At 65.3% G+C, this 13,041-nt stretch carries 11 protein-coding genes; 5 read left to right on the plus strand and 6 right to left on the minus strand.

Annotated elements, in window-relative coordinates; genetic code table 11:
* The first annotated feature begins 76 nt into the window (after positions 1-76).
* Positions 77-994 carry a polyprenyl synthetase family protein gene (locus JNC62_RS05090; RefSeq protein ID WP_374836582.1) on the plus strand — a complete coding sequence of 306 codons (918 nt, stop codon included), beginning with the start codon at positions 77-79 and terminating at the stop codon, positions 992-994.
* Between the two features lie 3 nt (positions 995-997).
* Positions 998-2,056, plus strand: a complete 1,059-nt coding sequence (gene hisC, locus JNC62_RS05095; protein ID WP_374836584.1) for a histidinol-phosphate transaminase — start codon at positions 998-1,000, stop codon at positions 2,054-2,056.
* Between the two features lie 94 nt (positions 2,057-2,150).
* Here the strand turns inward: hisC and ispG are convergent, their stop codons facing one another.
* Complete coding sequence (gene ispG, locus JNC62_RS05100) at positions 2,151-3,404, minus strand: flavodoxin-dependent (E)-4-hydroxy-3-methylbut-2-enyl-diphosphate synthase (RefSeq protein ID WP_374836923.1); 1,254 nt, start codon at positions 3,402-3,404, stop codon at positions 2,151-2,153.
* A gap of 279 nt (positions 3,405-3,683) precedes the next feature.
* On the opposite strand from ispG, the gene JNC62_RS05105 reads away from it, so the two are divergent.
* The 3 genes from JNC62_RS05105 to JNC62_RS05115 are packed head-to-tail and all read left to right on the plus strand — an operon-like array spanning position 3,684 to position 6,420.
* Positions 3,684-4,142 carry a (2Fe-2S)-binding protein gene (locus JNC62_RS05105; RefSeq protein WP_374836586.1) on the plus strand — a complete coding sequence of 153 codons (459 nt, stop codon included), beginning with the start codon at positions 3,684-3,686 and terminating at the stop codon, positions 4,140-4,142.
* 2 nt (positions 4,143-4,144) lie between these two features.
* Complete coding sequence (locus JNC62_RS05110) at positions 4,145-5,164, plus strand: molybdopterin cofactor-binding domain-containing protein (RefSeq protein WP_374836589.1); 1,020 nt, start codon at positions 4,145-4,147, stop codon at positions 5,162-5,164.
* Positions 5,101-6,420: a xanthine dehydrogenase family protein molybdopterin-binding subunit gene (locus JNC62_RS05115; RefSeq protein ID WP_374836591.1), complete on the plus strand. Its 1,320-nt coding sequence runs from the start codon at positions 5,101-5,103 to the stop codon at positions 6,418-6,420. The genes JNC62_RS05110 and JNC62_RS05115 overlap by 64 nt, the downstream gene beginning before the upstream one ends.
* A gap of 33 nt (positions 6,421-6,453) precedes the next feature.
* Here the strand turns inward: JNC62_RS05115 and JNC62_RS05120 are convergent, their stop codons facing one another.
* From JNC62_RS05120 to JNC62_RS05140, 5 genes are all read right to left on the minus strand, one after another.
* Positions 6,454-7,647, minus strand: coding sequence for an MFS transporter (locus tag JNC62_RS05120; protein ID WP_374836592.1), 1,194 nt, complete (start codon positions 7,645-7,647; stop codon positions 6,454-6,456).
* Between the two features lie 64 nt (positions 7,648-7,711).
* The gene (locus JNC62_RS05125) at positions 7,712-8,530 is read right to left on the minus strand and encodes a DeoR/GlpR family DNA-binding transcription regulator (RefSeq protein ID WP_374836594.1); all 819 of its coding nucleotides are present in this window, start codon (positions 8,528-8,530) and stop codon (positions 7,712-7,714) included.
* Between the two features lie 168 nt (positions 8,531-8,698).
* Positions 8,699-9,442: a Bax inhibitor-1/YccA family protein gene (locus tag JNC62_RS05130; protein WP_374836595.1), complete on the minus strand. Its 744-nt coding sequence runs from the start codon at positions 9,440-9,442 to the stop codon at positions 8,699-8,701.
* Positions 9,443-9,703: 261 nt separating this feature from the next.
* Positions 9,704-12,262, minus strand: coding sequence for an ABC transporter permease (locus JNC62_RS05135; RefSeq protein ID WP_374836597.1), 2,559 nt, complete (start codon positions 12,260-12,262; stop codon positions 9,704-9,706).
* Positions 12,259-12,975, minus strand: coding sequence for an ABC transporter ATP-binding protein (locus JNC62_RS05140; RefSeq protein ID WP_374836599.1), 717 nt, complete (start codon positions 12,973-12,975; stop codon positions 12,259-12,261). The genes JNC62_RS05135 and JNC62_RS05140 overlap by 4 nt, the downstream gene beginning before the upstream one ends.
* Between the last annotated feature and the right edge of the window lie 66 nt (positions 12,976-13,041).

Genomic DNA, 13,041 nt, shown 5'->3' on the forward strand with positions numbered 1-13,041 from the left:
GAACTTTGCCCGCGTTTGGCGCCGCTGTCCAACCTTCGCCGTTGCCTATCGTCGCGCCCCATGCCAAAGAGCGGCGATGAACAGCCATTCCGCCCTCTTCCAGCAACGCCTGAAATCGCATGCAGAGGTTGTCGAAGCGACGCTCGCCGACCTGCTGTCACCGGACCTGCGCACCGGAGAGACCGCGCGTCCGGAACGCCTGATGGCGGCGATACGGCACGGCGTGCTCAACGGCGGCAAGCGGCTGCGGCCTTTCCTCGTCATGGAATCTGCCGCGCTGCTGGGCGACCGCTTCGCCTGCGCTGCCCTGAGGGTCGGGGCCGCGCTCGAATGCGTGCACTGCTACTCGCTGGTGCATGACGACCTGCCGGCGATGGACGATGACGACCTGCGCCGCGGCCAGCCGACGGTGCACATTGCCTTTGACGAGGCGGCGGCCATTCTTGCCGGCGACAGCCTGCTGACGCTCGCCTTCGATATCCTGGCGGCACCCGAGACGGCGCTTGCCGACAGGGCCAAGATCGAGCTTGTGCTGTCGCTTGCACGCGCCGCTGGCATCGGTGGCATGGTCGGCGGGCAGGTGCTGGACCTTGCGGCGGAAAAGACGCCACCCGATGAGGCGGGCATCGTGACGCTGCAGGCGATGAAGACCGGCGCCCTGATCCGGTTCGCCTGCGAGGCTGGTGCGATTATAGCCGATGCCGACGGCGCCACACGCGACCGGCTCAGGCGCTATGGCGAGACGATCGGGCTGGCGTTCCAGCTTGCCGACGACCTGCTCGACCTGACGGCGGATACGCAGACCATGGGCAAGGCGACCGGCAAGGACGCCGCGCGCGGCAAGGGCACGCTCGTCTCGCTGAAAGGACAGGAATGGGCCGAGAACCGGCTCAACGAACTGGTCGGCGAGGCAGAGGGCCTGCTTGCGCCGTTCGGCGAGCGCGCCAACATTCTGGTCGAAACCGCCCGCTTCATTGCCAATCGCAGGAGCTGATCGATGAGCAAGTACTGGTCGCCCGTCGTCTCGACGCTGAAACCCTACGTCGCCGGTGAGCAGCCGCGCATCGCCGATCTCGTCAAGCTGAACACCAACGAAAACCCGTATGGCCCGTCGCCCAAGGCAATCGCGGCGATGCAGGCCGCCGTTGCGGACAGCCTGAAGCTCTATCCCGATCCGTCCGCTCGGGCCTTGCGGGAAGCGATCGCGAAGACATACGGCGTCGCACCGGACGAAGTGTTCGTCGGCAACGGCTCGGACGAGGTGCTGGCGCATGCCTTCGCAGCGCTGCTGAAGCACGACAGGCCGCTGCTCTACCCCGACATCACCTACAGCTTCTACCCGACCTACTGCGGTCTGTTCGGCATCGAGGCCGTCGAGGTGCCGCTTACGGACGACTACACGATCGACATTGCCGACTACCGGCGGGATTGCGGCGCGATCATCCTGCCAAATCCGAACGCGCCGACCGGCATCGGCCTCCCGCTGTCGGCGATCGAGGCGATCGTCGCCGTGCATCCGGACCAGCCGGTGGTGATCGACGAGGCCTATATCGATTTCGGCGGCGAGAGCGCGATCCCGCTGACGCGCAAATACGAAAACCTGCTCGTGATCCACACGCTGTCGAAATCGCGCTCGCTCGCCGGCCTGCGGGTCGGCTACGCCATCGGCCAGCGGCCGCTGATCGATGCGCTGGAGCGAGTCAAGGACAGTTTCAATTCCTATCCGCTCGACCGCGTTGCGCAGGCAGGGGCCACGGCCGCAATCGAGGATGTCGCCTGGTTCGACGAGACGCGCAAGAAGGTGATCGAATCGCGCGAGCGCGTGATGGGGGCGCTGCGCCAGCGCGGCTTCGAGGTGCTGCCGTCGCAGGCGAACTTCGTCTTCGCCCGCCATCCCGGCCACAGCGGCGCGGATCTGGCGAAAGGCCTGCGCGAGCGTGCGGTCCTCGTGCGCCACTTCGCCAAGCCGCGCATCTCGGATTTTTTGCGCATCACCATCGGCACGCCGGAGGAATGCGATCGGCTGATCGCAGCGCTTGAGCAGATCATCTCATGAGATGATCCAGGGCGTCCTGCCGGGCCGGTCTTGGCTGTCACGGTTGGGCATCACGGCGCGGTGGGTCCCTATGATCGAAGTGGCCCGGCTGCGACTACTCCGCAGCCGCCTGGCCCTGGCCGAAACGCTGCTCGATGTAGTCCGCGACGAGGGCCTCGAATTCGCCGGCGATGTTGGCGCCGCGCAGCGTCATCGCCTTCTTGCCGTCGATGTAGACGGGGGCGGCCGGCAGTTCGCCGGTGCCGGGCAGCGAGATACCGATATCGGCGTGCTTGCTCTCGCCCGGGCCATTGACGATGCAGCCCATGACGGCGACCTTCAGCGCCTCCACGCCCGGATATTTCTCCCGCCAGACCGGCATGTTCTTGCGGATGTCGTCCTGGATCTTTTGGGCGAGTTCCTGGAACACGGTCGAGGTGGTGCGGCCGCAACCGGGGCAGGCAGCGACGACGGGCACGAACTGGCGGAAGCCCATGACCTGCAACAGTTCCTGCGCCACCTGCACCTCGCGGGTGCGATCGCCGCCGGGCTCGGGCGTCAGCGAGATGCGGATCGTGTCGCCGATGCCCTGCTGCAGCAGGATGCCGAGCGAGGCGGACGAGGCGACGATGCCCTTGGTGCCCATGCCGGCCTCGGTCAGGCCGAGATGCAGGGCGTGATCGGAGCGGGCTGACAGCATGGCGTAGACGGCGATCAGGTCCTGCACGTTGCTGACCTTGGCCGACAGGATGATCTTGTCGCGCGCCAGGCCGATCTCCTCGGCAAGTTCGGCAGACAGCAGCGCGGATTGGCAGATCGCCTCGCGCATCACCTCCTGGGCGGTGAGCGGAAACCCCTTCTCCTGGTTCTCGTCCATCAGGCGGGTCAGCAGTTCCTGGTCGAGTGATCCCCAGTTGACGCCGATGCGCACCGGCTTGTCATGGCGGATCGCCGTCTCGACGATGGCGCCGAACTGCCGGTCCTTCTTGTCCTTGAAGCCGACATTGCCGGGGTTGATGCGATACTTGGCCAGCGCCTCGGCGCAGGCCGGATGGTCGGCGAGCAGCTTGTGGCCGATGTAGTGGAAATCGCCGACCAGCGGCACGTCCATGCCGAGCCGCAGCAGCCGCTCGCGGATCTTCGGCACGGCGGCGGCGCTCTCGTCGCGGTCGACCGTGATGCGCACGATTTCGGAGCCAGCACGAAACAGGGCGGCCACCTGCGCCACCGTCGCATCGATGTCGGCTGTATCGGTGTTGGTCATCGACTGCACGACCACCGGCGCCCCGCCACCGACCATCACGCCGCCGACGTTAACGCCGACGGACTGGCGGCGTGGCTTGGGTTCGAAATCGAAGGAGAAGGACATGTTAGCCTCGTGCTGGCTTACCGGCAAATTGTGACGGTTCTGCCGGGACTTTTCCCCTCTCAGGTGGAACAGGAAATGTGGCTTGTCAACTGCGACGCTCGTCTTGTGCGGCCAGTCGGCGATGTTGCCCATGCTGGGCGCGGCAAGGGCACGGGTGGAGGAGGAGGGCGCAAGGGGCTTTCGGTCATCATTTCCATGTTCAAGCCCGATGCGAGGGTATATCAAACCGCTACAGTGGCCGAATGGAGCAGGCGGAAGGTCATCCTTGAGGAGACGGCAATGAAGCTGATCGTGCACGGTGCGGAGCACGAGCTGGACGTGGAGCCCGACATGCCGCTCCTCTGGGTGCTGCGCGACGAGCTCGACATTCGCGGGCCGAAATTCGGCTGCGGTATCGCCCTGTGCGGTGCCTGCACGGTGTTCGTCGACGGCGAGCCTGTCCGTTCCTGTTCGATGCCGATCGGCGAGGTTTTGGGGGCCGTGACGACCATCGAGGGGCTGACGCCGGACGGTCGGCTGCATCCGGTGCAGCAGGCGTGGATCGACGAGCAGGTCGCCCAATGCGGCTACTGCCAGGCCGGCCAGATCATGAGCGCGGTCGCCCTGCTCGAGGCAAACCCGAACCCCACCGACGAAAACATCGACAACGCCATGTCCGGCAATCTCTGTCGGTGCGGCACCTATCCGCGCATCCGCGCGGCGATCAAGCGTGCCGCGAACACGACGACGGGAGCCTGACGATGGGCACCATTGGAAAAATCGCGCGCCGGACCTTCCTGGTCGGCACCGCCCTTGTCGCCGGCGGCCTCGCGGTGGGCTACTACTTCCATCGCAAGCCCTATCCGAATCCGCTCGACGACGAGCTGGTCGAGGGCGAGACGACGTTCAATCCCTATGTGAAGATCGCGCCCGACAACACGATCACGCTGATCGCGCCGCGGGCCGAGATGGGGCAGGGCGTTGCGACGACGCTGGCGGCCCTCGTCGCCGAGGAACTCGACGTTCGCCTTGAGCAGGTGATCGTCGAGCACGGACCGGCCGGCCACGCTTATGTCAACACGACGATGCTGGAGGAGGGGGTCCCCTTCCCGCATTTCGACGAGTCGACCATGGCCGAGACGATGCGCGCCGGCATGGGCGTGCTCGGCAAGGTCCTCGGCATCCAGGCCACGGGCGGCTCGACGTCGGTCGTCGACGGTTACTACCGCATGCGCCAGGCGGGGGCAGCGGCGCGGGAGGTGCTGAAACTGGCAGCGGCCAAGCGGCTCGGTGTGGAGGCCGGCTCGCTCCGGACGGCGGACGGCGCGATCACCGACCCGGCCTCCGGCAAGACCTTCACCTACGGCGAACTGGCGCAGGAAGCGGCTGCCTTTGCGCCACCGGCCGAGATCCGCCTGCGCGAAAGGGCCGAATGGAAGATCCTCGGCAAGCCGCAGAAGCGCATCGACATGCACGCCAAAGTGACGGGCGCACCGATCTTCGGCATCGACGTGCGCCTGCCGGGCATGCTTTTCGCCACGCTGCGGATGAATCCCTATCGCGGCGGCGCGATCGTCGGCTTTGACGCGGCGGAAGCCGAGAAAATGCCGGGCGTCGTCAAGGTTCTCAAGGTCGAGACCGGCATCGCCAACGGTTTCGCAGTGATCGCCGACAACACCTGGCGGGCTTTCCAGGCGGCCGATGCGGTCAAGGCCGAATGGGCAGGGGCAGCTATCCGTCCAACGATGCCGATATTCGAAAGGTTCTGGAGGATGCGCTGAGGGGCAGCGACATCAGCTACGGCCGCAATGACGGCGACGTCGAGATGGCCTTTGCCGATGCGCCGCGCGAGCGCCTCGTCGAGGCCGACTATAGCGTGCCCTATCTTGCGCATGCGACGATGGAGCCGATGAATGCCACAGCCCAGCTGAAGGACGGCCGGCTCGACCTCTGGGCGCCGAATCAGGCGCCGACGCTGGTGCGCCAGCTGGCCGCGGCCGCGGTCGGCATCGAGACGGAAAACTGCTTCGTCCACACCACCTATCTCGGCGGCGGCTTCGGACGGCGTGCCGATGTCGACTATGCGATCTATGCCGCGATCGTCGCCAAGGCTGCGGACGGGCGGCCGGTGCAGGTCACCTGGACGCGCGAGGAGGACATCGGCCAGGACATGTATCGTCCCGCCGCCGCCGGCCGTTTTCGCGCGCGCCTGGGCGACGACGGTTTGCCCGTTGCCGTGGACATGCGCATCGCCGCCCCCTCGATCATGGGCAGCGTCCTGCCGCGCTACTTCCCGAGCCTGCCGTCGTTCGGGCCCGACAAGACGATTACCGACGGGTCTGCCGACCAGCCTTATGCGATCGCCAACTATCGGGTCGGCGGCATCAAGGCGCCGGTTTCAATCCCGGTCGGCTTCTGGCGTTCGGTCGGCAGTTCCTTCAACGGCTTCTTCCACGAGAGCTTCATGGACGAAATCGCCGTGGCCGGAAAGTTCGATCCGCTGGACTTGCGCCGCAAGCTGATGGCGGATCATCCGACCGCAGTGAATGTCATCGACAAGGTGGGCGCGATGTCGCGCTGGGGGGAAACGCTGCCGGCCGGCAAGGCGAAGGGCTTTGCCTTCACGCTGTCTTTCGGCACCTGGGTGGCGGAGGTCGTGCAGGTCGAAGACGTCGGCGGCAAGATCCGCATCGAGAAGGTCTGGTGCGCGGCCGACCCGGGCCAGGTGATGGATCCCTCGATCTTCGAGGCCCAGATGATGTCGGGGATCGTCTACGGACTGTCGTCGGCGATCGGCGAGGAGATCACCTTTGCCGACGGTGCCGCCCGGCAATCGAATTTCCACGACTATGCCCCGATGCGCATGCCCCAGTGCCCCGCAATCGAGGTCGGACTGTTGGAGACGGCCCACCGGATGGGCGGCGCCGGCGAACCCGGCACGCCGCCGTCGATCCCGGCCCTCGCCAATGCGGTCCATGCGCTCACCGGCAAGCGGATCCGCGCGATGCCGCTGTCGAAGGAGGTCGAGTTCGTGTGACACGGCCCGGCCGTCGCTAACGACGGTGCGGGCTCAATGCTTCTCCCTCACGTCGGCATGGACGGCGTGCTTGGAGAGCAGCAGCACCACCAGAAGCAGCACCGGCAGTACGGAGAAGACCCAGGCGAAGCCGGTGTGTTCGGCGATGAAGCCGATCGAGGAGGGAGCGAAGAGGGCGCCGGAGTAGCCCATGACGGTCGTGACGGAAAGCGCTACGCCCTGCGCAAAGCCCGGGAGGTTGCCGGCCGCGGAGAACGCGATCGGCACCATGTTGGAGATGCCGACGCCGCAGATGGCAAAACCCAGCATCGCCACATAGGCATTCGGCGCAAGGCCGGCGAGAACCATACCGACGATCGCGAGGACGGTGGAGACCCGCAGCGTCTTCACGGCGCCAAAGCGATCGCGCACATGGTCGCCGGCAAAGCGCATGATCGCCATGGTGGCGGAGAAGGCCCCGAAGGCGAAGCCGGAGAGGGCAAGCGAAGCGCCGAGCTCGTCGCGCATGTAGAGTGCGCCCCAGTCGAGGATCGAACCCTCCGGAATCATCGTGAACAACGCCATGACGCCGATCAGCCACGGCAGCGGCGAGAGCGGCAGCCGGATCTTCTGGCGTGTTTCGGCCGGGTGCGGCGCGTCGGCGAGAACCAGGCTCCAGAGGGCGGCAAGGCCGAGTGCTGCGAGCGCGGTCAGCAGTGTTGCGTGCCCAAGCACGCCGATCGTCTCGATGAGATAGCCGCCGGTGGTCGCCCCGAGGAAGGCGCCGAGGCTCCAGAAGGCGTGACAGGACGACATGATGGCCCGCCGCATGGATTTTTCCACTTCCACGGCGTTGGCGTTCATCGCGATGTCCATGGCGCCGGTCAGGCCACCGAAGAGGAAGATCGCCATCGCACCCCACCAGATGTTCGGGGCGATCGACAGCAGCAACAGGGTCGGCAGGAAGACGAGGGTCGCGCCCCTGAGCGCGCGGGAGGTGCCAAAATGGGCGATCAGGATGCCCGCGATCGGCATCAGCACGAGCGAGCCGATGCCGAAACAGACGATCATCAGGCCAAGCTGGGATTCGCTCAACGACAGGCGACTTGCGAACTCCGGGATCTTCGGAGCCCAGGCGCCCATAAAGGTGCCGTTCAGCAGGAACAGTCCCGATACGGCGATCCGCGACGGCGGATAATAGGACGATTTAACTCTGGCGTCGGTCGCCGTGCTGTCGTGCGAACTCATTGCGGGTCCTGTCTGTACGTCGCACCGTTTGCGGTGCGGATCGAAGTGCCTGACAAAGTATGCGTCAGGATGCGTCTAGTATTTTCATCCGGCCGGGCGAACGGGATGCCGGCCGCTCGGCACGCGTGAGGCGCACGCCGAGGGCGGCCAGCTCCAGAAGTTCCTGTTCGTCGGCATCCGCCTCGAGCACCGCCTGGCTCAGGTGCGTCAGCGGTATCACCGCATAAGGGGCTGCCACCGAGAGCTTGTCGTTGGTGACGGCAGCTAGAACCGCGCGGCTATGAAGGGCGACGAAGCGTTTGAACTCGGCCTCCTCGAAGCTGAAGGCGGTGACGCCGGCATCCGCATGCAGGCCGCAAACGCCGAGGATGCAAAGGTCCGGCCGAAGGGTCTCGGCATCGCGCAGCGCCTTTGCGCCGGTCGCAGCCCCGGTCTTCCTGTCGATCGGCCCGCCGATCTGGATGATCTCGATGCCTGGCCGATCGATCAGTGCCGCGGCGATCGCCGGCGCATTGGTGACGGCGGTCAGGTTCTTGTCCGCCGGTAGCGCACGGGCAATCGCCAGGTTGGTGCTGCCGGCGTCGAGGAAGATGGTGGAGCCGGGTTCGATGAGGAGAACTGCGGCGCGAGCGAGCGCTTCCTTGCGATCGACATCGACGCCGACGCGCTCGCTGAAAGAGGTTGACGGGCCGAATTGAAGCGCCCCGCCGTAGACGCGCCGACACAGGCCGGCGGAGGCCATCTCGCGCAAGTCGCGGCGGATGGTGTCCTCGGACACCCCGAGTTCAGTGGCGAGTTCAGCCGCGATGACCCTTCCGTGGCGGGCGAGCCGTTCCTGGATCAATGTTTGCCGTTCGCCGAGAAGCAGTTCGCTGATCGACATGGAATCCTCAATCGTGCATGAGCGTGAATAAATACGCATAAACAGGCAGGCGATCAAGTCAAAAGAGAAATGCCGGCATCGCTATGGACGCACCAGCGTCGCAAACAAAAACCCCGCCGAAGCCGGCGGGGTTGGTCTTTTCAAGCGGCTTGTTCCAGCCTGTTTTCCCTACTCGTTGCGGTTTCCGAGGAAACGCAGCAGGAACAGGAACAGGTTGATGAAGTCGAGGTACAGGGTGAGGGCTCCCATGATCGCTTTGCGGCCGGCAACGCCGACCTCGTCGCCCTCATAGTACATCTCCTTGATCTTCTGCGTATCCCAGGCGGTCAGGCCGGCGAAGACCAGAACGCCGATCGCGGAGATCGCGAAGTCAAGCGCAGACGACTGCAGGAACAGGTTAACCAGCGAGGCGATGATCAGGCCGAACAGGCCCATCACCATGAACGAACCCATGGCGGAGAGATCGCGCTTTGTCGTGTAGCCGTAGAGCGACAGAGCGCCGAACGCCGCAGCCGAGACGAAGAACGTCTGAGCGATGCTGGCGCCCGTGTAGATCAGGAAGATCGACGACAGCGACAGGCCCATCAGCGCGGCATAGACCCAGAAGGTCATCTGCGCGGCGGCGACGCTCATCGATTGAATGCGGAAGCTCAGGAAGAACACCAGCCCGAGCGGCGCAAGCATGACCACCCACTTCAGCGGGCTGACGTAGATCGCCTGACCGAACGCGGTGAGTTGTCCGCCCGAGAATGCCGCCTGCGAGGCGAAGAACGCCACGACGCCGGTAATCGCTAGCCCGAATGCCATCAGGTTGTAGACCTTCAGCATATAGGCGCGAAGACCCTCATCGATGACGGCGCCGGCTTGCGTGCCGGTCGTCGGTCGGGCCTGGTAATTGCGGAGATCAGCCATTTTTTCCTCTCGAAAGCCCCGTAGGTTTCTTCGGTGTCGGGTATCGCATCCAGTCCCGAAGGACCGAGGTGTCTTTCGGACCCTCCCGGCTTTCTACCGGTTTTGGCCCAACAACCCAGGCGCCGCTGCGGAGCTCAGCATGCCTTGCGGAAAATATGATAACGAAACCCGCCGAGTACAAGACCCAACGTTGAATCATCGATCAACTTCGCGAGAGGATGGGCGGCGCGAGCCGCAGCGGCAAGCGCGCGATTTCGTCGGTCAAAGCTCCCTCAGAACCGGGGCCGCCTTCTGTCCCAGCACGCGCCAGGTGCCGGCCAGCCCGATGCCGACGGTCATGAGAAGCGCGATGACGACCGTCATGATGGCGACATCCGGGAGAAAGCGGGACGGCAGCGTCATGATCCTGCTGACGACGAACCAGGCGGCAACCCCGCCGGAGAAGAGCGCGAAAACGGCGGTCGCGAGTCCCAGCATCATGTACTCGTAGCCAAAGGCCCGAATCAGGGTGCGACGCGTGGCGCCGAGCGTCTTCAGCACGACGGCGTCGTGTGTGCGGGCACGGTTGCCGGCCGCCAGCGCGCCCGCGAGCACGAGCACGGAGGCGATGAGGGCAACGGCGGCAGCCGCGCGAATAGCAACCGCAAGCTGGTTCATCAGTTCGCTGACGATTTCCAGCGCGTCCTTCACCCGCACGCTGGTGATCGTCGGATAGGCATTGGTGAGAGCGCGGAGCGTGGTGGCCTCCTGTTCCGCGGTCGCCTTCGGATCGATCATCGTCGCCAGCCAGGCGTGCGGCGCGCCGGCGAAGGTGTTCGGCGAAAACACCATCACGAAGTTGATCGACAGTGATTCCCATTCGACGTTGCGAAAATTGGCGATTCGGGCGGTGACGTTGCGGCCGAGCACATTGACCGTCACCGTGTCGCCGAGCTTCAGGCCGAGTTCGCCGGCTTCCTCGGCCGAAAAGGACACCAGCGGTTCGCCGGAATAGTCAGCCGGCCACCATTCACCCTGCGCTAGCGTCGAGTTCTCCGGCACGTTCTTCGCGTAGGTGATGCCGCGGTCGCCCTGCAGCACCCAGCGTCCGGCCGGCGGCACGTTGCGGCGCGAGATGTCCTCGCCGTTGAAGGCGACGATCCGGCCGCGCAGCATCGGCACTTCGATGATCTTGCCATCCGGCATGTTTTTCTTCAGCAGCGCGCGAAACCCTTCCAAATCCGCTCGCTGGATATCGATGAAGAAGAAGTTCGGTGCCCGCTCCGGCAGGCTCCCGGTCAGCTCGCGCCGCAGATTGCCGTCGATCAGCGTCAGCGTCACGAGCAGCGTCAGGCCAAGCCCAAGCGACAGCACGACGGACGGCGTCAGCGCGCCAGGCCGATGGATGTTGCCGATCGCCAGCCGGAGCGCCGGCGAATTGACGCGCGGCGCCCGGCGGGCGATCGCCGTCACGAGGAATGCGACGAGGCGCAGTACGATGAAGGCAAAGGCGATCGAACCGAGGAAGACGAGCGCGATGGTGCGGTCGTAGGCCGTCAGAACAGCCAGCCCCGCAAGGGCTGCGAGGAAAAGGCCAGCGCCGAGAATGTAGGGCCAGGCCGGCAGCCGCCGGCGCTCAAATCCCTGCTCACGGAAGAGGGCCGTCGCCGGAACCTCGCGAGCATGGCCGAGCGGCATGATCGCGAAGGCAAGGGCCGTGATCAGCCCGAAGCCGGCTGCCAGCACCAGAGCGGCGGGATAGACGGCGATTTCGGATGGGACCGGCAAGATGCCCTGGAGGAAACGCATCGCCACGATGGGTATGAGCGCACCAAGCACGAGACCGATCGCAATCCCGATGACGGCAATCAGGGAGATCTGGATCAGGTACATGGCCGATATCAGCCCGGCCGGGGCGCCGAGGCATTTGAACGTCGCGATGACGCCGCGCTTGGAATCGATGTAGGCGCGCACTGCGTTGGCAACGCCCACGCCGCCGACGATCAGCGCCGTGAGGCCGACCAGTGTCAGAAACTGCGAGAAACGGGTGATGTTGTTGGAGAGCGCCGGCGCGGCGTTGTTGCTCGTGCGTACCGACCACCCGGCGGACGGGAACGCTTTTTCCGACTGCTTGCGGATGGATGACAGCTTGTTTTCGGCGGGGTCGTGCAGGCGGATCTTGTAGGCATGTTCGACAAGGCTGCCGGTCTGAACCAGACCCGTCGCCGCCAGGGCTTCGGTCGATATCATCAGTCGCGGCGCCAGACCGAACCCCTCCGAAAGGGCGTCCGGCTCGCGATTGAGCGTTGCCGTGATCCGGATGCGGGCTGTGCCGAGGCGCAATTCGTCGCCGACGCGAATGCCGAGCCGCTCAAGCAGAAGCGGTGCTGCCAGGGCGCCATAGCTTTCGCCCTCCTTGGCAAACAATTCGGCAAGCGAACGCTGCGGCGACGTTTCGACCGTGCCGTAAAGCGGATAGGCGCCGTCGACGGCCTTGAGTTCCACAAGCGCCTGGTCGGAGCCGTCGGGCAGGCGGGCCATCGAGCGCAGGTCCGAGGAGACGGAGACGGTGCCGAGCTTGTCGAAATAGGCGCGCTCCTCGGCCGTGGCCACCCGGTTTCTCAGCTGGAAGCGTACATCGGCGGCAAGCAGCGATTGACCCTGGGCGTCGATGGCAGAACTGATGGCGCGGGAGACGGAATTGACGCCGGCAATGGCGGCGGTGCCGAGCGCGATGCAGGCGAGGAAGATATAAAACCCACGCAGACCACCGCGCATCTCGCGCACGGCAAACCGTGCGGCGAGCGAAAGCCAGGCTGTCGGGCTTGCTGCCCCGGTCATGCGGGCACCCGTTTCGTTTTGGTGGCGACGGCGTCCCCCGCGTCGATGACGATCTCGCCGGAGCGCATGCGCACCTGGCGCTGGCAGCGTGCGGCAAGCGCCGCATCATGGGTGACGAGCACAAGCGTCATGCCGCGACGGGCCTGCTCGGCGAAGAGAAGATCGGAGATCTGCCGCCCGGTGTCGGCGTCGAGGTTCCCGGTCGGCTCGTCGGCGATCAGCAGCCGCGGTTGCGGCGCAAGGGCGCGGGCAATGGCGACGCGCTGCTGCTCGCCGCCGGAAAGCTGGCCCGGATAATGCGACAGGCGCTCGCCAAGCCCGACCGCCTCCAGTTCGCGTCGGGCGATGGCAAACGCGTCGCGCACATTGGCAAGTTCGAGCGGAACCGCGACGTTTTCGAGCGCCGTCATGTTGGGAATCAGGTGGAACGACTGGAAAACGATGCCGATGTTGCGGCCACGGAAGTCGGCGACCTGGTCCTCTGTCATGCTATGGAGGGCTGCTCCATCGATTTGGACTTCGCCCCGATCCAGCTTCTCAAGGCCGGCCAGAACCATCAAAAGCGTCGACTTCCCCGATCCCGAAGGACCGACGATGCCCACCGATTCGCCGCGGCCGATCGAAAGGTCGACCTGCTTCAGCACATGGACGGAGGCCGCGTCCTGTCCAAGGGTGAGGTCCGCCTTTTTGAGATCGATGATGGTTTCGCCCACGGAAATCTATCCTATATCTTGATACATTGCAGGGCTGGCACCGCGCCGGAACCGTTGCGCTCGTAA

Source organism: Mycoplana ramosa (assembly GCF_041930185.1).
GTDB classification, from domain to species: Bacteria; Pseudomonadota; Alphaproteobacteria; order Rhizobiales; family Rhizobiaceae; genus Mycoplana; species Mycoplana ramosa.

Coding starts and splice junctions, on each gene's coding strand:
- JNC62_RS05090 (WP_374836582.1), top strand. CDS start 77: ATGAACAGCCATTCCGCCCTCTTCCAGCAACGCCTGAAATCGCATGCA.
- hisC (WP_374836584.1), top strand. CDS start 998: ATGAGCAAGTACTGGTCGCCCGTCGTCTCGACGCTGAAACCCTACGTC.
- ispG (WP_374836923.1), bottom strand. CDS start 3,404: ATGTCCTTCTCCTTCGATTTCGAACCCAAGCCACGCCGCCAGTCCGTC.
- JNC62_RS05105 (WP_374836586.1), top strand. CDS start 3,684: ATGAAGCTGATCGTGCACGGTGCGGAGCACGAGCTGGACGTGGAGCCC.
- JNC62_RS05110 (WP_374836589.1), top strand. CDS start 4,145: ATGGGCACCATTGGAAAAATCGCGCGCCGGACCTTCCTGGTCGGCACC.
- JNC62_RS05115 (WP_374836591.1), top strand. CDS start 5,101: ATGGGCAGGGGCAGCTATCCGTCCAACGATGCCGATATTCGAAAGGTT.
- JNC62_RS05120 (WP_374836592.1), bottom strand. CDS start 7,647: ATGAGTTCGCACGACAGCACGGCGACCGACGCCAGAGTTAAATCGTCC.
- JNC62_RS05125 (WP_374836594.1), bottom strand. CDS start 8,530: ATGTCGATCAGCGAACTGCTTCTCGGCGAACGGCAAACATTGATCCAG.
- JNC62_RS05130 (WP_374836595.1), bottom strand. CDS start 9,442: ATGGCTGATCTCCGCAATTACCAGGCCCGACCGACGACCGGCACGCAA.
- JNC62_RS05135 (WP_374836597.1), bottom strand. CDS start 12,262: ATGACCGGGGCAGCAAGCCCGACAGCCTGGCTTTCGCTCGCCGCACGG.